This window comes from Streptomyces atratus, assembly GCF_900119365.1.
Taxonomy (GTDB): Bacteria; Actinomycetota; Actinomycetes; order Streptomycetales; family Streptomycetaceae; genus Streptomyces; species Streptomyces atratus_B.
Window position 1 is genome coordinate 78,760 of the sequence record NZ_FPJO01000005.1, and the last position, 20,733, is coordinate 99,492.

General features: G+C 68.8%; 20 protein-coding genes and 1 pseudogene. 7 read left to right on the top strand and 14 right to left on the bottom strand.

Annotation, left to right across the window (positions count from 1 at the left end; genetic code table 11):
* Position 1 precedes the first annotated feature (1 nt).
* From BT364_RS11260 to BT364_RS11300, 9 genes are all read right to left on the bottom strand, one after another.
* A complete protein-coding gene (locus BT364_RS11260) occupies positions 2-1,021 on the bottom strand; it encodes an MCE family protein (RefSeq protein ID WP_072485011.1) in 1,020 nt (339 codons plus the stop codon).
* On the bottom strand, positions 1,018-2,049 hold the full coding sequence (locus tag BT364_RS11265) for an MCE family protein (RefSeq protein ID WP_072485012.1): 1,032 nt from the start codon (positions 2,047-2,049) through the stop codon (positions 1,018-1,020). The genes BT364_RS11260 and BT364_RS11265 overlap by 4 nt, the downstream gene beginning before the upstream one ends.
* Positions 2,046-3,356, bottom strand: a complete 1,311-nt coding sequence (locus BT364_RS11270; RefSeq protein ID WP_072485013.1) for an MCE family protein — start codon at positions 3,354-3,356, stop codon at positions 2,046-2,048. The genes BT364_RS11265 and BT364_RS11270 overlap by 4 nt, the downstream gene beginning before the upstream one ends.
* Positions 3,356-4,159, bottom strand: coding sequence for an MlaE family ABC transporter permease (locus BT364_RS11275; RefSeq protein WP_072485014.1), 804 nt, complete (start codon positions 4,157-4,159; stop codon positions 3,356-3,358). Before BT364_RS11275 ends, BT364_RS11270 begins: the two co-directional genes overlap by 1 nt.
* 3 nt (positions 4,160-4,162) lie before the next feature.
* The gene (locus tag BT364_RS11280; RefSeq protein ID WP_072485015.1) at positions 4,163-5,020 is read right to left on the bottom strand and encodes an MlaE family ABC transporter permease; all 858 of its coding nucleotides are present in this window, start codon (positions 5,018-5,020) and stop codon (positions 4,163-4,165) included.
* Positions 5,017-6,012 (bottom strand): ABC transporter ATP-binding protein, encoded by a 996-nt coding sequence (locus BT364_RS11285; RefSeq protein ID WP_072485016.1) that lies wholly within the window; start codon positions 6,010-6,012, stop codon positions 5,017-5,019. The genes BT364_RS11280 and BT364_RS11285 overlap by 4 nt, the downstream gene beginning before the upstream one ends.
* Before the next feature lie 572 nt (positions 6,013-6,584).
* Positions 6,585-7,544 (bottom strand): hypothetical protein, encoded by a 960-nt coding sequence (locus BT364_RS11290; protein ID WP_072485017.1) that lies wholly within the window; start codon positions 7,542-7,544, stop codon positions 6,585-6,587.
* A 52-nt stretch (positions 7,545-7,596) separates the two neighbouring features.
* A complete protein-coding gene (locus BT364_RS11295; protein WP_143166474.1) occupies positions 7,597-9,063 on the bottom strand; it encodes a DUF6801 domain-containing protein in 1,467 nt (488 codons plus the stop codon).
* Between the two features lie 137 nt (positions 9,064-9,200).
* Positions 9,201-9,851 carry a hypothetical protein gene (locus tag BT364_RS11300; RefSeq protein WP_143166475.1) on the bottom strand — a complete coding sequence of 217 codons (651 nt, stop codon included), beginning with the start codon at positions 9,849-9,851 and terminating at the stop codon, positions 9,201-9,203.
* A gap of 961 nt (positions 9,852-10,812) precedes the next feature.
* Here BT364_RS11300 and BT364_RS11305 point away from each other — a divergent pair.
* From BT364_RS11305 to BT364_RS42740, 3 genes and pseudogenes are all read left to right on the top strand, one after another.
* The gene (locus BT364_RS11305; RefSeq protein ID WP_072485020.1) at positions 10,813-12,027 is read left to right on the top strand and encodes a PucR-like N-terminal domain-containing protein; all 1,215 of its coding nucleotides are present in this window, start codon (positions 10,813-10,815) and stop codon (positions 12,025-12,027) included.
* A gap of 213 nt (positions 12,028-12,240) precedes the next feature.
* Positions 12,241-12,504: a hypothetical protein gene (locus BT364_RS11310; RefSeq protein WP_072485242.1), complete on the top strand. Its 264-nt coding sequence runs from the start codon at positions 12,241-12,243 to the stop codon at positions 12,502-12,504.
* Between the two features lie 50 nt (positions 12,505-12,554).
* Positions 12,555-12,632: pseudogene (locus BT364_RS42740) on the top strand (SCP2 sterol-binding domain-containing protein); the annotation flags it as partial.
* Positions 12,633-12,676: 44 nt separating this feature from the next.
* On the opposite strand, the gene BT364_RS11315 reads toward BT364_RS42740, so the two are convergent.
* Positions 12,677-13,930: a cytochrome P450 gene (locus tag BT364_RS11315; protein WP_072485021.1), complete on the bottom strand. Its 1,254-nt coding sequence runs from the start codon at positions 13,928-13,930 to the stop codon at positions 12,677-12,679.
* A gap of 80 nt (positions 13,931-14,010) precedes the next feature.
* On the opposite strand from BT364_RS11315, the gene BT364_RS11320 reads away from it, so the two are divergent.
* Both BT364_RS11320 and BT364_RS11325 read left to right on the top strand, forming a co-directional pair.
* Positions 14,011-14,838, top strand: coding sequence for an ATP-grasp domain-containing protein (locus BT364_RS11320; RefSeq protein WP_072485022.1), 828 nt, complete (start codon positions 14,011-14,013; stop codon positions 14,836-14,838).
* Positions 14,839-14,896: 58 nt separating this feature from the next.
* Positions 14,897-16,972, top strand: coding sequence for an MDR family MFS transporter (locus BT364_RS11325; RefSeq protein ID WP_072485023.1), 2,076 nt, complete (start codon positions 14,897-14,899; stop codon positions 16,970-16,972).
* A gap of 27 nt (positions 16,973-16,999) precedes the next feature.
* Here the strand turns inward: BT364_RS11325 and BT364_RS11330 are convergent, their stop codons facing one another.
* The 4 genes from BT364_RS11330 to BT364_RS11345 form a co-directional block, all read right to left on the bottom strand.
* On the bottom strand, positions 17,000-17,446 hold the full coding sequence (locus BT364_RS11330) for a YchJ family protein (protein WP_072485024.1): 447 nt from the start codon (positions 17,444-17,446) through the stop codon (positions 17,000-17,002).
* An 81-nt stretch (positions 17,447-17,527) separates the two neighbouring features.
* Positions 17,528-18,337: an SAM-dependent methyltransferase gene (locus BT364_RS11335; RefSeq protein WP_072485025.1), complete on the bottom strand. Its 810-nt coding sequence runs from the start codon at positions 18,335-18,337 to the stop codon at positions 17,528-17,530.
* Between the two features lie 111 nt (positions 18,338-18,448).
* A complete protein-coding gene (locus BT364_RS11340) occupies positions 18,449-18,685 on the bottom strand; it encodes a DUF397 domain-containing protein (RefSeq protein WP_072485026.1) in 237 nt (78 codons plus the stop codon).
* The gene (locus tag BT364_RS11345) at positions 18,685-19,545 is read right to left on the bottom strand and encodes a helix-turn-helix domain-containing protein (protein WP_072485027.1); all 861 of its coding nucleotides are present in this window, start codon (positions 19,543-19,545) and stop codon (positions 18,685-18,687) included. The genes BT364_RS11340 and BT364_RS11345 overlap by 1 nt, the downstream gene beginning before the upstream one ends.
* Positions 19,546-19,752: 207 nt before the next feature.
* Between BT364_RS11345 and BT364_RS11350 the strand changes: the two genes are divergently transcribed.
* Positions 19,753-20,211, top strand: coding sequence for an ATP-binding protein (locus tag BT364_RS11350; RefSeq protein ID WP_072485028.1), 459 nt, complete (start codon positions 19,753-19,755; stop codon positions 20,209-20,211).
* Positions 20,205-20,648, top strand: a complete 444-nt coding sequence (locus BT364_RS11355; RefSeq protein WP_072485029.1) for a hypothetical protein — start codon at positions 20,205-20,207, stop codon at positions 20,646-20,648. Before BT364_RS11350 ends, BT364_RS11355 begins: the two co-directional genes overlap by 7 nt.
* Positions 20,649-20,733 lie beyond the last annotated feature (85 nt).

The window sequence follows — 20,733 nt, forward strand, 5'->3', positions numbered from 1 at the left end:
GTCAGCGGCCGCCTTGCTGCTTGGGTGGCTTGCACTCGGGCCCGGCGGGTGTGCCCGCGGGCACGTACTCCTTGGGGACGACTCCGCAGACGTAGTTGTCGAACCAGCGGCCGCTGCCGAGGGTGTTGCCGACGAGCCGGCTGTACGAGCCGGCGAGCGAGAGCACCTTGTCGAGGCTCTTGCGGTTCTTCACCAGTACGGCGGTGACCCGGCCGAGCGAGTCCAGGGTGGGCCCCAGCTGCTTGTTGTTGTCCTGCACGAGGCCGGTGAGCTGGGTGCCCAGGTTCTTGGTGCCGGTGAGCAGCAGGTGGATGGAGTCGCGGCGCGCCTGGATCTCGCCGAGGAGCAGATTGCCGTCCTCCAGCAGGGTTTCGAAGCTGCTCTTCTTGTTGGCGAGGGTCTTGGTGAGCTGCTTGCTGCCCTTGAGGAGGGTGGCGAGCTGGGCGTCCCGTTCGGAGACGGTCTTCGAGAGGGCGGAGAGCCCGTCGGCCGCGCTCTTCACGTCCGGCGGGGAGTCCTTGAAGGTGGCGGAGATCGTCTCGAAGCTCTTGGCGAGCTGTTCGGTGTCGATCTCGCCGATGGTCTCACCCAGTCCGTTGAACGCCTGGGTGACGTCGTACGGGGATGTGGTGCGGCTCGCCCTGATGCGTTCGTGCGGGTCCTGCGGGGCGTTGCCCAGCGGGTCGACGGCGAGGTACTTCTCGCCGAGCAGGGTCTTGATGGCGATGCCCACGGTGGAGGAGTTGCCGATCCAGACGTCCTTGACCTTGAAGCTGACCTTCACCTTGGGGCCGTCGAGCGAGACGCCGGTGACCTCGCCGACCTTCACTCCGGCGACCCGTACCTCGTCGCCCTCGCTCAGTCCGGCGGACTCGGTGAAGTCGGCGCTGTAGGTGGTGCCGCCGCCGGTGAAGGGCAGCGAGTCGACGCGGTAGGCGCCCAGGCCGATGAGGGCGAGGACGACCAGCCCCACGACGGCCACGGCGACGGGGTTGCGTTCCCGTACGGGTTTGATCCTCATGACTGGCACCTCGGCTTCCTGACCACGATGCCGGTGGGCGGGGCGCTGCCGTCCTCGGTCGTCACTCCGCTGACCTTGGCCTCGCAGAGGTAGAGGTTGAGCCAGGAGCCGTACGAGGTGAGCCGGCTGATCGCCGCCATCTTGGCCGGGGTCTTCTGCAGGAAGTTCTCGATCTGCCCGGTGCCCTTGCCCAACTGGTCTGAGAGCCGGCCGAGTTGCCTGATGTCGCTCTTGAGGGGTGCCCGGCCGTCGTCGAGGAGGTCCGCGGTGACGGTGGTGAGCGCCCCCATGGCGGTGACCGCCTGGCCGAGCGGTTTGCGGTCGCCGGCGAATCCGGTGACGAGTTTCTGCAGGGTGTCGACGAGGTCGTCGAAGCCGGCCTCGCGGTCGTTGACCGTCTTCAGGACCGTGTTGAGGTTCTTGACCACCTCGCCGATCACCTTGTCCTTGGCGGCGACCGTGCCGGTCAGCGAGCCGACGTGCGACAGGATGCTGTCGACGGTGCCGCCCTCGCCCTGGAGTACCTGGACGATGGAGCCGGCCAGCTGGTTGACGTCGGGCGGGGAGAGCCCTTCGAAGAGCGGCTGGAAGCCGTTGAAGAGCTGGGTGAGGTCGAGCGCCGGGGTGGTGCGGGAGAGCGGGATGGTGGCTCCGGCGGCGAAGCTCCTGCCGACCGGCCCGGCCCCTTGATCGAGGTCGATGTACCGCTGGCCGACCATGTTGAGGTACTTGATCGAGGCGGTCACCGAGGCGGGGAGCCTGCGTCCCTTGCGGACGGCGAAGGCGACCTCGGCGAGCCTCTTGTCGGCGACCTCGATGGACTCGACCTGTCCGACCTTGACCCCGGCGATCCGGACGCTGTCGCCGACGACCAGTCCGGTGGCGTCGGTGAACCTGGCCCTGTACGTGGTGGTGTCGCCGACGCCCGTGTTGGCGATGGACAGTGCCAGCACCGTGGTGGCCAGGACGGTCACCAGGATGAAGACGATCGATTTCGTGAGCGGAGCGGCGAGAGAGCGGCGCTTCACTTGAGCTTCACCTCCGCACCGCGGAAGGCCGGACCGATGAGCACGCTGCTCCAGTCGGGCAGGGTCTGCGGCTGGACTTTCAGTGAGGGAGCGACCAGCTCGTTGACGAGCCGGCTCTCCTGTGGGGAGTTGGGCATGCCGAGGGCGGAGTCCTCGGCCGTGGACGCGGTGCCGGCGGGTTCGCCGGCGTGTGCGGTGCGGGGCGCGGTGACCGCCGCCGTGCGGGCGTCGGCGGTCGGGACGGCCTTGCCCACGTACGGCACGGAGTAGCAGTGCGGTCCGCCGGTCGAGTTGTAGACCGGGGTGTCCTTGCCGGGCACGTACTTGCCTTTCGACTTCACGGGCTTGATGGTGACGTGGAGTCCGGGCCGGTCGGTGCCCTTGCCGAGCGCCTTGTCCATGGCCGGCACGAAACCGGCCATGGTCCGCAGGGTGCAGGGGAATTCGTCCGAGTACTTCGCGAGCAGCTCCAGCGTCGGCCTGCTCGTGGCGGAGAGCCGGATCAGGTTGTCCTTGTTCTCCTGGAGGAACGAGGTGAGGTCGCGCGCGGAGGCGGTCGTGGACCCGTAGAGCCCGGCGAGCTGTGCCTGCTGTTCGGCGATGGTGCCGCTGGTGGTGGTGAAGTCGGTGAGTGCGTCAAGGACATCGGGGGCGGCGTCCCCGTACACCTTGCTCACCTTGACGAGTTCCTTGATGTCGGCGTTGAGCGTGGGGAGCTGGGGGTTGAACTTCGCCAGGTGGGCGTCGAGTGTGACGAGGGTGTCGCCGAGTTTCTCGCCGCGTCCTTGGAGGGCCTGGGAGACCGCGCCCAGGGTGGCGGCGAGCTTCTCCGGTTTGACGGCGGTCAGCAGCGGCAGGACGTTGTCGAGGACCTCCTCCAGCTCGATGGCGTTGCTGGAGCGGTCCTGCGGTATGACGGAACCGGCCCGCAGCGGCTGCGTGGACGGCATCTCGGGCGGTACGAGTGCGACGAACCGTTCCCCGAAGAGCGTGGTGGGCAGCATCTGGGCGGTCACGTCGGCCGGGATCCGGTCGAGCTTGTCGGGCTTGATGGCGAGGGTGATACGGGCCCCGTTCCCGTCGGCCGTGATGTCGCGGACCTGCCCGACGACGACGCCGCGCAGTTTCACATCGGCGTTGTCGTGCATCTCGTTGCCGACGCTGGAGGTGCGTACCGTCACGGTCGCGTCGTCGGTGAAGTCCTTCCGGTACACCGAGACCGAGACCCATACGAGCACTGCGGGCACGAGGAGGAAGGCGACTCCGGCGAGTCTGCGGCGGACGGTCTGCGTCCGGTGGGAATTCATCAGCCGGCCACCTTCACCGTCGTGGTAGCGCCCCAGATGGCGAGGGAGAGGAAGAAGTCGGTGACACTGATGAGCACGATGGCGTTGCGCACCGACCGCCCGACCGCGACCCCCACACCGGCGGGCCCGCCGGTGGCGTGGAAGCCGTAGTAGCAGTGGGCGAGGATCACCATCACGCTGAAGATCAGCACCTTGAGCACCGACAGCAGCACGTCGTCCGGGGAGAGGAAGAGATTGAAGTAGTGGTCGTAGGTGCCCGCCGACTGCCCGTTGAACAGGACCGTGATGTAGCGGGACGCGAGGTACGAGGAGAGCAGCCCGATCGCGTACAGCGGGATGATCGCGACGACCCCGGCGATGATCCGGGTGGAGACGAGGTACGGCATGGACCGCACCCCCATCGCCTCCAGGGCGTCGACCTCCTCGTTGATCCGCATAGCGCCGAGCTGGGCGGTGAAGCCGGCGCCGACGGTCGCGGAGAGCGCGAGTCCGGCGACGAGCGGAGCGATCTCGCGGGTGTTGAAGTAGGCGGAGATGAAGCCGGTGAAGGCGGAGGTGCCGATCTGGTTGAGGGCCGCGTACCCCTGGAGACCGACGACGGTGCCGGTGAAGAGGGTCATCGCGACCATCACGCCGATGGTGCCGCCGATGACACCGAGTCCGCCGCTGCCGAAGGCCACTTCGGCCAGCAGCCGCTGGACCTCGCGCAGATAGCGGCGCAGGGTCCGGGGAACCCAGATCAACGCACGTACGTAGAAGGTGAGTTGTTCACCGGATCGGTCGAGCCAGCTGAGCATCGACATCGGTCAGCTCCCCTTCGCGGGGACGATCTGGAGGTAGATCGCCGTGAGGACCGTGTTCACGAAGAACAGCAGCATGAAGGTGATGACGACGGACTGGTTCACCGCGTCGCCGACACCCTTGGGGCCGCCGCGAGGGTTGAGTCCCCGGTAGGCGGCGACGATGCCCGCGATGAAGCCGAAGATGAGCGCCTTGACCTCACTGATGTACAGGTCGGGGAGCTGGGCGAGGGCGGAGAAGCTGGCCAGGTAGGCACCGGGGGTGCCGTGCTGGAGGATCACATTGAAGAAGTAGCCGCCGAGTGTGCCGACGACGGAGACCAGGCCGTTCAGCAGTACGGCGACCAGCATGGTCGCCAGGACGCGGGGGACGACGAGGCGCTGGATGGGTGAGACGCCCATGACCTCCATCGCGTCGAGCTCCTCGCGGATCTTCCGCGAGCCGAGGTCGGCGCAGATGGCCGAGCCCGCGGCGCCGGAGATCAACAGGGCCACGATGATCGGGCTGGCCTGCTGGATGACGGCGAGGACGCTGGCTCCGCCGGTGAAGGACTGGGCGCCGAGTTGCTGGGTCAGCGATCCGACCTGGAGGGCTATGACGGCGCCGAACGGGATCGAGACGAGTGCGGCGGGCAGGATGGTGACGCTGGCGACGAACCAGAACTGCTCGATGAACTCCCGTACCTGGAAGGGACGTCGGAAGACCTCCCGGCTCACGGTCGCGGCGAGGGAGAACAGCTTCCCGGTCTCGCGCAGCGGGGCGAGCAGCCGGCTCGGGGGCTGGTGCTCCGGTGTCTTCGGCGCCGTGTCGGTCACGCCGGCCGGGGGCGGCTCGGGGGGCACCACCGGCATGGGGGCCGTCACAGGCGTTCACCGCCCGCGGCCGGGGTGTAGCTCTTCATGATGGCCGTGCGGGCTGCCTCGGGCAGCTGCCCCATCATCGACAGGACCCGTTCCCGGCGGCGCAGCGCGGCCTGCCGTACGGGCATGCCGGGCGAGGGTTCCAGCTGCGGTACGACGGTGCGGGGCGCGTTGGCGGAGCTGATGCCCACTCCGTAGCCGTTCATCTCCTCGGCGGCGAGGGTGGCGGCGTCCTTCTCCTCGGCCATCCCGATGGGCCCTTCGCGGCGCCCGGCGAGGAACTGGGAGACGACCGGCATGTCGCTGGTGAGCAGCACCTCGCGCGGTCCGAAGGTGACGAGGTTGCGGCAGAAGAGCATCCCCATGTTGTCCGGGACGGTGGCCGCGATGTCGAGGTTGTGGGTGACGATCAGCATCGTCGCGTCGATCTGTGCGTTGAGATCGATGAGCAGCTGGGAGATGTAGGCGGTGCGGACCGGGTCGAGTCCGGAGTCCGGTTCGTCGCAGAGGATGATCTGCGGATCCAGGACGAGGGCGCGGGCCAGCCCGGCCCGTTTGCGCATCCCGCCGGAGATCTCGCCGGGCAGTTTGTCCTCGGCGCCGAGGAGACCGACGATGTCGATCCGTTCCATCACGATGCGGCGGATTTCCGATTCCTTCTTGCGGGTGTGTTCACGCAAGGGGAAGGCGATGTTGTCGAAGAGCGACATCGACCCGAAGAGGGCGCCGTCCTGGAACATGAGCCCGAAGAGTTTGCGGGTCTCCATGATCTCGCGTTCCGGGCTGTTCACCATGTCGACGCCGTTGATGAGGACGCGTCCGTGCTCGGGCTTCAGCAGACCGATGATGGATTTCAGGAAGACGGTCTTTCCGGTGCCGGAAGGTCCGAGCATGACGCTCACTTCACCGGCGGGCAGGGTGAGAGTGACGTCCTGCCAGATGTTCTGCTTGCCGAAGGACTTCGTGAGGCCTTCGACGACTACTTCGATTCCCATCGGCCCTCCTTCGAAGTTGTGGTGAACGAAGTCATCTGTCAGCGCTCCGGCTCTGAGAAATCCGATGGCGGCTCGTCACACATGCACCAGGAGGCGCACGCTATGTCCGTCGAAACCGCCAGGACAAGCCGTTGAACAGCGGAAATCAACGAATCTGGGGCTCGGCGCGGTTCACTTGTCACCGAGTGACAAAGCCCTGCGGCGGCTTTGTCGGAATCTGCGCAAGGTCTCCGGCGCGCGGACCGGGGCTCCTCGGCCGGCAAGGCCGGATCCTTCGGGGCTCCAGAGGTACCGAACGAGCAGCCGCGGATACGTTTCCCCGCTGCTCAACCGGGACGCTACGGCCCGGTAACCTGGCTTAGCAATACTGGTTCGCCATCTTTTTGCACGACGCTTCACGGCCTTTTTTGTTTTTGTGAGCGAGTGAGTATTGCGTACCGCGCACTTGTCGGTAAGTGAGCCATCCGGCACACCGGTGCGAAAGCGCCCGCCCCGCCCGGCAGAATGCGCCGGGCGGGGCGGGCGGCATCACTGATTTCCGTACTCCACGGAAGGAGGCACGGAAGGAATGCTTACCGCGCCACTCCTGCGTGCCAGCTCTCCGACAGCAGTCGGCCGGCGTTGGGCGCCGCCGCGCCGGGGGAAGCCAGGCCCCCCGTGTACGTGGCGGCGTTGTTGAGCACCAGGTTGTTCTTTCCGGCCGCCGACGGGAGCGCCGTCTTCAGGTTGACCGCCCAGTTCAGCTCGCCGAGGGTGAGGGGCCCGCAGCCGCTCACCCCGGGGACGGCGAAGGCCGCGTCGCCCTGAGAGTTTCCGGTCAGCTCGATGCGGTTGAGCAGACCACCGGTGTTCGCCGTGCCGTTGGCGTCGAAGCGCTTGCTGGCCACGGCCGGCTGGGTGAGGTTCTGCGGGCGCAGCACGATCGGGTCGGAGGTGGTCCCGATGTAGCACTTCGACCCCAGGAAGGGGTTCTCCAGATGGATGCGGACCGGAATGTCGACGATCGTCTTCCCGCTCTGCATCCCGGCGGCCACGTCGAAGTTCCTGGGGGTGCCGGCCGACTGCACGGTGGCGACGACCCGGTTGAGGCTGTTGTCCGTCAGCTGCTTGCAGATGTCCGAGACCACCGGAATCCCGCTCGGGCACATGAGGCCGAGCAGACCCCCGGGAATCTCCGTCGGGGCTCCGACGATCGCCCCGCCCGCGGGCGGCACGATCCTGGACTCGCCCGTCGCCGTGTTCCGTACGACACCGAACTGGAGGTCGTTGGCACCGGTCGTCGCCAGGGTGTTGCCGAGCTTGATGGACCCGCTCTCGGAGTGCGAGGCCACGCAGATCGCGATGTCCGTCCGGCCGTCGGCGGCCAGCATGGCCGGGTCGTCGACCGGACACCGGCTGAAGGGCGCCCAGTGGCCGTTCATCTCCTGGGCGGAGGCGGCGCTCGCCGGCGAGGTGCTCAGCGGAATGCCGACGGCCACCGCCATCAGCGCGCCGAGGAGAGCGGGTCTGACACTTTTCGGGGCAGCTCGCATGGTTCGTCCAGCCTTTCCGGGGATCCGGGAGTCAGCGCTTGCGGAACAGCTCTCAGCGTTCGGGCTTGGGCTTCGGCGGCTCGGGACAGTTCGCCGGAACACCTTCGACGCACAGCGGGGACTGCATCATTTTCGTGTAGTTGCCTTTTCCGGAGACCGAGGCGGTGAAGAGGTTGTCGAGATCCTCCGTGACGCCGCATCCGGTGAACGGCGGCACATCCGCGTAGCCGGTCAGGGGTCCCCCGGTCTTCACGGTGTAGCCCTCGGGGCCACCCGCGCCGGACGCCCCCTTGCCGACCAGTTCCAGCTTCATCGGGCTCGCGCTGCGGCAGTTGGGGCCGACGTCCAGCGGCTCCCCGTTGACCTCCACGTCGTAGAGGCGTGCGCGCACGGGAGCGATGGCGGTCGTTGTCTCCTTGTACTTCTTGGTCTCGGGGTCGGGGGCCGAGTCGCCCAGTGTTCCGATGTCGATCCTGCCTTCGAGGAGCAGTTCCACCTTCGCCGTCGTCGGCATGAAGCCGAAGGTGAGGAAGGTGGCCGCGGCCGGCGGCATCTGGGCCCTGCCCTTGTAGTCGAGCGTGCCATCGGTGGTCAGCCAGCTCTTCACGCCCGTCGGGCATTTGAGGAAGGAGACGGATGTGTTCAGGTTGAGGCGAAGATGTCCGGGGTCGCTGAACTTGATCGCCCCGGCCAGTTTGTTGACGTTGGAGTATCCCGCCATGTAGCCGTGTGCCGGCTTGGGCACCTGCGGGATCGGACCGGTCATGACCGTGCAGTCGGGGGGTGGCTGCACGCCTCCCGACGACAGGGCCGCCGGCCGTCCCGCCTTCGCGCCGCCGGCACCGTCGGGGGTGGTGCCCCCGGAGGGCTCGGGGGCGGCCCCGGAAGGCGGCGGGGTCCCGGTCTGCGGGGGAACGGTGACCGTGGCCAGCTCCGCGCTCTGGTCCGGATCGGCCTTGCACGAGAAGGCCAGCGCGGGCGGTGCCTCCCCGGCTCCCTCCGCGGCCCGCAGGGCGAGGCCCACGTCCAGTTGCCCCAGGGCGAAGAGCACGTCGCCGCTGGATCTCGGCGTGACCGTCGGTACCTCGCCCGTCGCCCGCAGCGCGATGTCCCCCGCGGCGGGGAGGGAGGACTCCGGGATCTCCAGCCCTTGCCAGGGCACAACCGTCGACTCGCCCCGCTGCGAGACCTCGGTCAGCACCCGCGCGGATCCCGAGACGGCCGCCGGTTCGGCCCCCTGCGACGCGGAGAGGGCGGAACGCGGAAGCTCGAAGGACAGGGCCACGTCCCGGAGCCGGATCGCCGTCCCGATGCTCGTGGTCACCGGCAGTTCCGCCGTGATGTGCACCGGGACCGGCTGCGCGCCGGAGGGAAGGTCACAGGTGTAGGCGACGTCCGCCTCGGCGGTCCGGGTGTCGGTCGCGGCTCCCGTGCCCGGCATGAAGCCCGCCACGAGCGCCACCGCACCGACCGCGGCTAAGCGTGCGGGGCGCCGCGGGTCCGTGGTCCTTGTTCTCATCTCGACATACCTGCCGTCGTCTCGGTGCTCGGCACTCGTGCGTGGAATGCGAAGGGGTGGGCCGACGGCGGGCCGCGGAGAGGAGGAGAACCTCCGCTCCGCGGCCCTTCCTCGCCACTGGCGCCGGCCCGGTTCGGTTACGGCGAGGTGATGGTGAGCGGCGCGGCGACCTTGTACGTCGCGTCGAACGTGGCCGAGTCACCCGCGTTGAGCAGCCCCGCGCAGTTGTCGGCGCTGTCGACCTTCAGCCCGGAGCCGTTGTTGATGTCGAGTTCGCCCGTGGAGTTGGTGTAGGTCACGTTGTTCACGGACCCGGAGATCACGGCCTTGCAGGTGCCCAGGATGGTGTCACCCGTCAGATTGACCTTGACCCCGGTCAGGCTCCCCGAGGTGACGCCACCGCTGTACGTGCTCGCGTCGATGCTGATGACAGCACCCGGTGCGAGTACGGCCGTGAAGTTCGAGCCGAGCGGTCCGGGGCACGGGCTGGCCGTGGAACCCCAGGCGGCGGCGGTGATCTTCGCGAGGCCGGCGCCGGAGGGGTACGTGCCGCTCGGAGCGGTGCCACTGGCGGTGCCCACCGAGCAGTCCACTTGCTGGCTGGTGTTGGTGTCGACCAGGGTCGCCACCGTGCCGGCCTTGAGCGAGGCCGTGAAGGTGCCGTTCGCGTTGGGGTTGACCACGGTCCACTGCGCGAGGGCGGTGGCCGAGGCCGACGTGGCGGCGAAGCCGAACGCGGCTGCGGCGACGGTCGTGGCGAACAATGCTCGTCTGAGGGTGTTTCTCACGGAACATACCTCCGGGAAGTGGAGTCGGACGTACCCGATTACCCCGCACCACGCCCCGGGAATGGGCCCGGCACGAGGGCGGCTCACATCGTGGAACGCAGAAGTCGATGGACTCGACTGCGTGATCGAACTCCGTGCGGATCGAACGTTACGAGCCAGTAGCCCAACGCGGCAATACCCGGCGCAGAAAATCCCCACCCCTCTCGGCGAAAGCATTCCGCCTTAGCGATATCTCAGCAGATCGCCGCGATTTTCTATACGAAAGTGAGTAGTTACGGCCGTGTCATGCGCCTCGGACCCCGCAGGACACTCATCCCGGGCGCAGTCACCGGCGACGGGGCGGTCCGCCGACCGGCGGCGTACCCACCGGTAAGATCGTCCGGCCCCCGGCCGAATGACACCCTGGCGCGCCGCGTGCATCGCACAACCGAACCGTACAGGGCGCCGCGGAACCCGTTCCTGGACCATCGAACACACCACCGCGGGGGAACCGCCGATGAATTATCCATTCCGGCCGACCGGTTCCGATATCGGCCCACCAATCCCGAAGAATTCCCCTCATCCGAAGAATATGCCCCCCTTCGAATACCGCGGCGCCCGGAGTCGCGAATGAACGCGGCCCGGCACGGGTACAGAGCCCCGGGAGAATACTCACCACCCGCACGAATCCACACCAATCACCCGGACGCAAATTCGTTACCCACGGTTACTTTCTTGTCGTCGAAAGAGCAGATGTCCGAAAAACATTGTCCGGAAGTGAGCACCGGCGGCCCACCTGCACCGAAGCACCACAACGGGGCCGAGAAATGTGCCCCTTGCACTTCGATCTTGTCCAAGTAGTGGGCACGACTGCTGACTTGGTCTATCTTCATCGCGGACTTGGTACGCACCTGTCGGTTCGTGGGAGCGCTTTCCCCACCGCCTGACCCCCCACCGGGCGCCGGAGAGCAAGGGGACAGTCATGCCAGAACTCATACAGCCGTCGGACACGGGGGATCCACTGGGGCCGCTCCCCCAGGAGTTCGCCGCCATCATGCGCCCCGAACTGCCGAGCCTCATCAAGGAGATCGGCGTGGAGGTCACCCGGGCCTATCCGGAATACGCCCGGCTGCTCAGCGGCCCCAACGGGCAGGCCATCCGCGTCGGTGTCGAACAGAGCCTCTCCTCGTTCGTGGACCTGGTCGCCGAACCGTCCGCCTCGACCTCGCTCCGCGACGACATGTGCCGCCGGTTCGGGCGCTTCGAGGCGTACGAAGGGCGCACGATGGAAACGCTCCAGGGCGCCTACCGGCTCGGGGCCCGGGTCGCGCTGCGACGGGCCAAGAAGGTCGGCCGGAGCTACAACTTCTCACCGACCCTCATGCTCAGCTTCGCCGACGCGCTCTTCGCCTACATCGACGAGCTCGAATCCCTGTCCCGGGAAGGCTTCCTGGAGGTGCAGTCGCAGACCGGCGAACAGACCGAGGCCATGCGCCGCCGTCTGCTGCATCTGATCCTCGCCGGGCGACCCGCGCCCCGTACCGCCATCGCCGAGCTCTGCGAACAGACCGGATGGCCCCTCCCCGAGGAGGTCACCCTGGTCGCCGTCCGCTCCCCCGCCACCCTGGACCGGGCCGTGGCGGACCGCGACGTCCTCACCGATCTCAGCGACCCCCAACCCCACTTGCTCATCCCCGGTGCGTTCGACGACGCCCGAAGACACATGCTGGGCGAGGCGCTCCTCGGCACCCACGCCGCCATCGGCCTGACCGTGCCCACCGCCCTGGCCTCGGACTCGATCCGCTGGGCCCGGCGCGTGCTCGAACTCGTCGACACGAACATCATCGACGACGCGCCCGTCATCCTCTGCGAGGACCACCTCATCACCCTGTGGCTGCTCTCCGACCCGGCGCTGGTCGACCAGCTCGCCCAGCGCGAACTGGCCCCGATCTCCGTTATCAGCGCCACCCGCCGGGAGCGGCTGGTCGAGACCCTGCGGATCTGGCTGGACACCCGTGGCACCGCTGCCCACATGGGCGAGCTGCTGGACGTCCACCCGCAGACGGTTCGCTACCGGATGCGCAATCTGGAGTCCATCTTCGGCGAGCAACTGACGGATCCCGAGAGCCGGTTCTCCACCGAGGCCGTGCTGCGGGCGCTCCAGTTACGGGCCCGCGGCGAGGAAACACCGCTCTGAGTCCGCTTTCAGCCGGATCACGGTCCTCACCATGAGTCAACTTACTTGCGGGTAAGGCGAAATAGACGGTCACTCTCAAACGGTTGCCACACGGAGACGCTCTCAACGAGAAACCCGGAACTGCGTCCCGTACATATGGAGCTGTCGGCCGCCGCACCCGGCGGCCGAGCCGACAACCGCCTCCTGGCCGACCATCGCGAGAGGGAAACCCCCATGACCGCCTCACACCTCCTCGTCCCCGTACCGATCCCGGACCGGGTCGCCGCGCTGATCGGATCCTGCATCCCGCAGCACATCCTGCAGGCGGAATTCGACGCCGAGTGCGCCGCGCGCGAGGTGCGCAGCTTCCGCGGTCCGCGGCTCTGTGACGAGGACCGGGCCGACCGCGAGCAGGCGCTCTCCGAACTGGCCCGCGCCAACAAGATCCTCGCCGCCCACCACCCCCGGCTGACGGTGCGCCCCGGCAGCTCCTGGTGACGTCCCCGAGCCGCACCCGTCCAGCGGGGGGCGGTACGGCGCCTCCCGGGTTACTGGGCGAGGTCTTCGGCCGGACGAATCAGCAGTTCCGCCCGGAGGCGACGGGACGGCTGACGGCCCTGATCCGCTGACCGCCACGCCCGTCGGCCGTTCCAGCCCGGCTGCCCCGGTCTCAGGCGGCGACCGGGGTGAAGCGCACCGGCAGCGAGCGCGGGCCCCGGGTGAAGACGCCGTGCTCGGTGGGGGTGAAGCCGTCCGCGAGCCGCAGATCGGGCATCGCGTCGAGCAGTTGGTTCACCCCCGTCTCCACCTCGGTCCTGGCCAGCAGCGCGCCGACACAGAAGTGCCGGCCGAGCGCGAACGCCAGGTGGTCGGCGGCCGCCGAGAAGGCGGTGGTGCTGGTCAGGTCGGAGCGGAAGATGTCGAACCGGTCGGGCGCCTCGTAGCGCGATTCGTCGCGGTTGGCGGAGCCGATCAGGCAGGTGACGGTGGCCCCGGCCGGGACCGTTCCGCCGCTCAGCTCCACCTCGCGCGCCGTCTGGCGCATGATCATGTGGACCGGCGGGGTGTGGCGCAGGGTCTCGGCGAAGGCCCGGTCGATGAGGGTGCGGTCCTCCCGTACCGCCGCGAGCTGTTCGGGGTGGGTGAGCAGATTGGCGAAGACGGAGGCGATGGCCTTGTCGGTGGTCTCGCCGCCCGCGGCGAGCAGCAGGCTGCAGAAGGCCTTGATGTCCTCGTCGCTCATCCGCACCCCGTCGACCTCGGCGGCGCAGAGCGTGGAGAGCAGGTCGTCGCCCGGCGCGTTCCGGCGCCGCCGGATCACCGGGATCATGTACTCGGCGAACTCCCGGCGGGTCCGCTCCCCGGCCGCCGCCACCTCCGGGTCGCCCGTCAGATTGCCGAGAAAGGCGATGACGGTGGTGTACCAGCCGTGGAAGCGCTCGTGGTCCGCCCTGTCCAGGCCGAGCATGTCGGCGATGACGAGGACGGGGAAGCGGGTCGCGAAGGCGCCGACGAGATCGGCTTCGCCGGTGTGCCGGAAGGCGTCGATCAGCTCGCGTGCGTTGCGCTCGACGACGGGCAGGAACTTCTCCTGGAGGTCCGTGCCCCGGAAGGCAGGGGCGACCAGGGCCCGGCGGACGGCGTGCTCTCGTCCGCTGAGCTGGAGGATCGTCCGGCCGTGGACGGGTTCGATCTGCCAGTCGTAGTTGTCGGTGGTGAACTCCCCCGCCCGGTCCTTGAAGACCCGCTCCACGTCCTCGTACCGGGAGACGATGTAACTGTTCGTGGCCTCGTGCCGGATCAGCGGCGCGCTCTCGCGCATGATCCGGTACGCCCCGTAGGGATCGGCCGCGAAGGCGGGCGAGAGAATGTCGGGCAGCGACGGCGATTGCGATGCGACCGGCTCGTGCGGGGCAGCTGACATGACGCTCCAGGGTCGTGAACGGGCAACACCATCAAGGTTATTGACCAGCCGTCCACCGACACACCCCTGGGGAGAACGCCATGCCCGCCGGTCCGCGACCGTCCGTCCTGTTCGTCACCGACCTCGCCTACGAGGCGCGCGGCCGGCGCTACTGCGACGAGGACATCCATCTGACGGCGCGGCTGCGGGAGGATTTCGATGTCGCGCTCTGTCACCCCCGGGACGCCGCCGCGCTGCTGGAGGGTTTCGACACGGTCGTCATACGCAACAGCGGTCCGGTGCTGCACTACCAGGAGGCGTACGACGCGTTCCGCGCCCGGGCCCGGGAGCTGGGCACCCGGGTCTACAACCCGTTGCACGGCCGCGGGGACATGGCGGGCAAGCAGTACCTGGTCGATCTGAGCCGGGCCGGGCATCCGGTGATCCCCACGGTGGACCGGGCGGCCGATCTGGGGTCGCTGCCCGAGGCGCCGGAGTACGTGGTCAAACCGAAGCTGGGGGCGGACTCGGCCGGACTGCGGTTCGTACGGGAGGCGGAGCTGCCGGAGGGCGAGGACGGCACCATGCTCGTCCAGCCCCGGATCGACTTCCGCTACGAGGTTTCCTTCTACTTCGTCGACCACGACTTCCAGTACGCGCTGTACGCACCGGACCCGGAGCGGCGGTGGGCGCTGGAGCCGTACGCGCCGGACGCGGCGGATCTGGCGTTCGCCCGCGGCTTCGTGGAGTGGAACAGTCTCGGCCACGGCATCCAGCGGGTCGACGCCTGCCGGACCGCGAGGGGCGAGCTGCTGCTCGTCGAGTTGGAGGACCTCAATCCGTATCTCTCGCTGGACCGGGTGGCGGAGCCCGTACGGGAGGCGTTCGTGACCCGGATGAAGGCTTCCGTGCGGGATCTGCTGGCCTGACGGCACGTCCGGCCGTCCCCCACATGCGCGAAGCGCGGGCCGGTGTGATGGTGCAAGCGTGACCACTGCCAGCGAGACCGCCCCCGCCGCGCAGAGTGCCGCCGCGCCGCCCGTACTCGATCCGCGCCGCCGGAACATCGTCTTCGCGACGATCGTGCTGGGAATTCTGCTGGCCGCCCTGGACCAGACGATCGTCGGCACCGCGCTGCCGACGATCGTCTCGGATCTCGGCGGCGCCGCCCACATGTCCTGGGTGGTCACCGCGTATCTGCTCGCGGAGACGGTGGCGACGGTCCTGGTGGGCAAGTTCGGCGACCTGTTCGGCCGGAAGATCATCTTCCAGCTGTCGGCGATCATCTTCATCACCGGCTCGTTCCTCTGCGGTCTCGCGACCAATATGACACTGCTGATCGTCTGGCGCGGGCTGCAGGGCATCGGGGCCGGCGGTCTGATGGTCACTTCGATGGCGCTGATCGCCGATGTGATCCCGTTGCGCGAGCGCGGCAAGTACCAGGGCGCGATCGGCGCGGTGTTCGGGGTGTCGACGGTGATCGGGCCGCTGCTCGGCGGGCTCTTCACCGACCATCTGAGCTGGCGCTGGGCGTTCTACGTCAATGTGCCGATCGCCATCGCGGTGGTGATCGCCGCGGCCCGGACGATCCCGTCGGTCAAGGCCGCGGGCCGGCCCGTCATCGACTATCCGGGCATCGCGATGGTCACGGTCGGCGCGAGCGCGCTGATCCTGGCGACGAGCTGGGGCGGCAACGAGTACGCGTGGGGCTCGCCCGTCATCCTCGGTCTCTTCGCGGGCGGCCTCGTCGCACTGGCGCTCTTCTGCCTCGTGGAGTTCCGGGCCGCGGAGCCGATGCTGCCCATGCGGCTCTTCCGGAATCCGGTGTTCACCGTCTGCTCGGTCCTGAGCTTCATCGTGGGTTTCGCGATGCTCGGCGCGATGATCTTCCTGCCGACGTATCTGCAGTACGTGGACGGGGACTCGGCGACCCTTTCGGGCGTACGGACGCTGCCGATGGTCCTCGGGCTGCTCGTCGCCTCGATCTTCAGCGGCAACGTGGTCTCCAGGACGGGCCGGTACCGGCTGTTCCCCATCATCGGCTCGCTGGTCATGGCGGTGGGGCTGTATCTGCTCTCCCGGATGGGCCCGGACACCGGTGTGTGGCTGGAGTCGCTGTACATGCTGGTGCTCGGAACCGGAATCGGTCTGGCCATGCAGGTGCTGACGATCGCCGTGCAGAACACGGTCGACTACGCGGACCTGGGTACGGCGACGTCCGGCGTGACGTTCTTCCGTACGCTCGGCAGCTCCTTCGGCACGGCGGTCTTCGGGACGATCTACGCCAATGCGCTGAAGCCCAATCTGACCGACGGGATCGCGGCGGCGGCGCGGGCCGGCGGCGACCCCGCGACGCTGGCGAAGGCCGCGCAGAGCCCGACGGGGCTGCACGCTCTTCCCCCCGCGCAGTCCGAGCCACTGGCCCAGGCATACGCGGACACGCTGCACACCGTGTTCCTGTGGACGGTGCCGGTCGCGGTCCTGGGGTTCTTCGTGGCGCTCTTCCTGAAAGAGGTGAAGCTGCGGGACACGGCCCGGGCCGGATCCACGGACATGGGCGAGGGCTTCGCGCAGCCCACCACCTGCGACCCGGCGAGGCTCCTCGAATTCGCCGTGGCCAAGATCCTGCGCCAGGCGGGCCCGGACACGGCCCGGCGGATCGTCGCGGGCTCGGACACCCGGCTGGACATGGCGGGCGCCTGGGCGGTGATGCAGGTCGAGCTGTTCACTCGGATGGTCGGCCACGCGGGTCTGCGGCTGATCGCGGCCCGGCACCGGCTGCCGCCCGAGGTGCTGGTGCCGGTCTTCGACCGGATGATCGAGGAGGGCTATCTCACCGGCGACGGTCATCTGTTCACGCATACCGCCGCCGGGAGCCGGGAGGCCGCCGCGATCACCGACGCGTGGGCGCGGTGGCTGGGCGAGCGCCTGGACGAGCACGGGGCGCGCCCGGACGACCGGCAGCTGCGGGCGGCCGTGGACGTGATCGCCAAACGGCTGCTGGCGGAGGACTTGGCGCAGCAGCTGTCACCGGAGAAGGCCCTGGCGGGGACGGCGGACTGAGCGGGGTCCGGCCGCCGTACCCGCGCGTCAGTCGACGAAGACCGCGGTCGCGTACACCCAGGCGCCCTCGTGGCGGACGAAGCGGCTCTTCTCGTGGAGCGAGCCGGGCCGCCCGTTGTCTGTGTAGTGCGCACGGAAGGTGACCGTGCCCGTGGTGTGGAACGGGCTGCCCTCGGTCGTCTCCAGCACCTCCAGGCGCACCCAGCGCATCGCGGGGTCGAAGTCGACGGCGGGCGGCCGGGTGTCGGGGTGCCAGGTGCGCAGCAGGTACGCCTCGTCCCGGACGACGAAGGCGGCGTACCGGGAGCGCATCAGCGCCTCGCAGCTCGGCGCGGCGGCGGTCCCGGAGTGCAGGCGGCCGCAGCACTGTGCGTAGGTGGCGGGCAGGCCACAGGGGCACGGTGACTCCGCGGTGACGGCGGGGGTCCGTGCTCCGGCGGCGGGGCGCCCCGGCCGTGTGGTGCGTCGTGACATGCGTCCATTGTGGCTTGCGGTGAGGCCGGCTCGGGGAGCCGGGGGGTTGCCGGCCGGTCGGCCGCCGACGACGGGGCGCGGTCAGGCCTTGCGGGCGACGCCCGCGTAGCCCGGGATCGGGCCGTCGCCGGGGACCTCGATGACCTCGCCGAGCTCCGGGTGCCAGTCCGCGGAGAGCGAGACCCCGGGCTCGACGAGCTCCAGCCCGTCGAAGAAAGTGGTGATCTCGGCGTGGGAGCGCAGGCGCAGCGTCATTCCCCGGGCCCGGTACATGGCGGACGCCTGCGCCGCGCCCTCGGGGTCGAAGTCCCCGGTGGTGTGCGAGAGCACCAGATAGCTGCCGGAGGGGAGCCGTTCGACGAGGCGGTCGACGAGCTCGGCCGCGCCGTCCCCGTCGTCCAGGAAGTGCAGCAGGGCGAGCAGCGACAGGGCGATCGGCTTGTCGAAGTCGAGAACCTGGCCGGCCGCTTCGAGGATGGTCTCGGGCTTGCGGGCGTCGGCCTGGATGTACTCGGTGGCGCCCTGTGGGGTGGAGCGCAGCAGGGCCGCCGCGTGTGCGAGGACGATGGGGTCGTTGTCGCAGTAGACGATGCGCGCGTCCGGGGCGGTGCGCTGGGCGATCTGGTGGAGATTCGGCTCGGTCGGTATGCCGGTGCCGATGTCGAGGAACTGGCGGATGCCGTTCTCGGCCAGCCATCGGGTGGCCCGGTGCATGAAGGCCCGGTTGACCCGGGCCATGTCCCGCCCCCGCGCGTCGAGGGCGAGCAGCTGGCGGGCCATCTCTTCGTCGACCGGGTAGTTGTCCTTGCCGCCGAGGAACCAGTCGTACATCCGGGCGGGGTGGGGCTTGGTGGTGTCGATCTCGATACCTTGGGTTTCGTGCCCGGTCATAGCGCGCTCCATGGGTCCATAGGTCGGCGAACAACAAGAGTGTGGGGCCCGGTCGGCTCCGGCGCTGCGGATTCGGGCAAGAAAACCGGCCCGGGCGGCCGGGCCGCGAACTCAGGTGAGCAGGAAGTCCGCCTGACCGGATTTGGCCCCCTGGATGAACGCCGCGATCTCACGAGGGGTGTAGATCAGGGCCGGGCCGTCGGGATCGGCGGACTGACGTACGGCGATTCTGCCGTCGGACAGCTTCATCGCCTCGACGCAATTGCCTCCGTTCCCACCGCTCCACGGCTTGTGCCAGCCCTCGGAGCCGAGTTCAGCGGCCGGCATGCCGTTGTATATGGGATCCATCACAGCTCCTTGCGGAAGTCCCGGAGGATTTCCTTCGTGCGTTGTGCAGTTGCGGCCTGAGCCGCCATGCGGTCCATGACTTCGAGGTAGGAGGCCACCTCGGGGCGCGCGTCGAAGTAGACGGCTCCGGTCAGGTACTCGCTGTAGACCATGTCGGGGAGTTCGGGGACCCCGAAGCGGAAGAGGACGAAGGGGCCGTAGGTGCCTGGGTGGTGTCCGGTAGAGAATTCCGCGATCTGGAGCGTCACATGCGGCATCTCGGTCGCTTCGAGAAGCCGGTCGATCTGCTCCCGCATGGCGTCGACGCTGCCGACGGGGCGGCGCAGCACCGTCTCGTCCATCACCACCCACAGCTTCGGGGCGTCCGGTCTGGTGAGCAGGGACTGGCGCTGCATCCGCAGCGCCACATGGCGCTCTATGTCCTCGGGTCTGGTCTGGCCCACGGCTCCGGTGCGCAGCACCGAACGCGCGTAGTCCTCGGTCTGCAGCAGTCCGGGGACGAAGTGCGGCTCGTACATGCGCAGGAGGCTCGCGGCGCCCTCCAGGCTGACGTACATGCTGAACCAGTCGGGCAGCACGTCGTGGAACCGCTGCCACCAGCCGGGTTTGTTCGCCTCCTCGGCGAGCTCCACGAAGGCCTCGGCCTCGTCGTCCAGGACCCCGTACGCCTTCAGCAGCATCTGCACATAGGGGATCTTGAGAGCGACCTCGGCGGTCTCCATCCTGCGTATCGTCGCAGGTGCCACCCGCAGCACCTTGGCAGCCTGGTCACGGCTCAGGCCGACGCGCTCCCGCAGATCCTGCAGGCGCTTGCCGAGAACGACCTGACCCACGGTCGGGGCGGACCGCGGTTCGCTCACTTCAGACCTCCCCATGCGCTGTTTGCGAGCAGTGTGCCATGCGCGGGCCACCCAGAACACTGCCACTCTGAAAATTTCAGAGTGCCCCTTGCCAAGTGTTCACGACAGGGGGAGAGTTGGTCAGTGAACCAGTTCACGATGTCTCGCCCGCCCTCATTCGCGTGAGAACGCGGAGCGTGACGCAGCCCCCACTGTGAGGAATCGGTTGTGGCACCTGGCAGTGCGCTCATCCCCCGGCTCATGGATCTCAGTCCCGGGACGGAGGCGCTCCGGTACTGCTTCGCCCTGCCCGCGCACCCCGAGTCGGTGGCCGGTGCACGCAGGCTGACCCGGGCCCGGCTCGACAAGTGGCGGCTGGACGCGGACGCCCATGACTCGGCGCTCCTGATCGTTTCGGAGCTGGTCACCAACGCGGTGGTCCACACCATGAGCTCCCGCGTCGTGTGCGAGCTGCGCCGCCTCGACAGACGGCTGCGCATAGCCGTGCAGGACCAAGGGCACCAGCCCGGCGGGCCGCAGCTGCGCCGGACCTCCGACGACGAGCACGGACGCGGCCTGCTGCTCGTCGACGCGATGTGCAGCTCCTGGGGTTCCCGCGACGCGGGCAACGGCTCGGGACGCATCGTCTGGGCGGAACTGCCGCACGGCTCGGAGCGGTCATGCTGAAGAACGCGATGTCCCATCTGCTCGGCACGCGGCGCACCGGTGAGCCCCGGCCGCCCGTCGGCGCGGCGGGCACGGTGCGGTTGCCGCTGCCGCCCGCGCTGTCGGCGAGTCTGGGCTGTGACGCGGTGGGGGTACCGGCCCGGTACGGCTTCCGGCTGATGTCGCACCTGCCGCGCACCGGCTGCGTCTTCGCGGACGCCGAGCGCTGGTGGTGGATCGTGCCCGCCGGCTCCGACCTCGATCTGGACTGGCCCCCGCAGGCCGCCTACGCGAAGGGGGCGTACGTCCCCGCGGTCCGGCCCCGGCTGATCCACCAGCCGGACAACCGCACGCCGTACACCCCGCCCATCCCGCTCTTCCTGATGGTGTGCCAGGTGACCGGGGTGGCGCCGTCGTGGGCGCCGTCCGGCGGCGAGCGCGCCATCTCTACCCCCTGACCTGCTGATTGATCCCGTCGGGCCCCCCGGTCACGCTGCGTTGTCAGTGGCCCGTTCTACTGTGGCACCACTGATCGAAAGGCCC

Excerpts from the sequence above, each read along its gene's own strand:
- BT364_RS11270 (WP_072485013.1), bottom strand. The coding sequence starts at position 3,356 with ATGAATTCCCACCGGACGCAGACCGTCCGCCGCAGACTCGCCGGAGTC.
- BT364_RS11320 (WP_072485022.1), top strand. The coding sequence starts at position 14,011 with ATGCCCGCCGGTCCGCGACCGTCCGTCCTGTTCGTCACCGACCTCGCC.
- BT364_RS11275 (WP_072485014.1), bottom strand. The coding sequence starts at position 4,159 with ATGTCGATGCTCAGCTGGCTCGACCGATCCGGTGAACAACTCACCTTC.
- BT364_RS11290 (WP_072485017.1), bottom strand. The coding sequence starts at position 7,544 with ATGCGAGCTGCCCCGAAAAGTGTCAGACCCGCTCTCCTCGGCGCGCTG.
- BT364_RS11315 (WP_072485021.1), bottom strand. The coding sequence starts at position 13,930 with ATGTCAGCTGCCCCGCACGAGCCGGTCGCATCGCAATCGCCGTCGCTG.
- BT364_RS11260 (WP_072485011.1), bottom strand. The coding sequence starts at position 1,021 with ATGAGGATCAAACCCGTACGGGAACGCAACCCCGTCGCCGTGGCCGTC.
- BT364_RS11310 (WP_072485242.1), top strand. The coding sequence starts at position 12,241 with ATGACCGCCTCACACCTCCTCGTCCCCGTACCGATCCCGGACCGGGTC.
- BT364_RS11285 (WP_072485016.1), bottom strand. The coding sequence starts at position 6,012 with ATGGGAATCGAAGTAGTCGTCGAAGGCCTCACGAAGTCCTTCGGCAAG.
- BT364_RS11340 (WP_072485026.1), bottom strand. The coding sequence starts at position 18,685 with ATGGATCCCATATACAACGGCATGCCGGCCGCTGAACTCGGCTCCGAG.
- BT364_RS11335 (WP_072485025.1), bottom strand. The coding sequence starts at position 18,337 with ATGACCGGGCACGAAACCCAAGGTATCGAGATCGACACCACCAAGCCC.
- BT364_RS11305 (WP_072485020.1), top strand. The coding sequence starts at position 10,813 with ATGCCAGAACTCATACAGCCGTCGGACACGGGGGATCCACTGGGGCCG.
- BT364_RS11295 (WP_143166474.1), bottom strand. The coding sequence starts at position 9,063 with ATGAGAACAAGGACCACGGACCCGCGGCGCCCCGCACGCTTAGCCGCG.
- BT364_RS11355 (WP_072485029.1), top strand. The coding sequence starts at position 20,205 with ATGCTGAAGAACGCGATGTCCCATCTGCTCGGCACGCGGCGCACCGGT.
- BT364_RS11330 (WP_072485024.1), bottom strand. The coding sequence starts at position 17,446 with ATGTCACGACGCACCACACGGCCGGGGCGCCCCGCCGCCGGAGCACGG.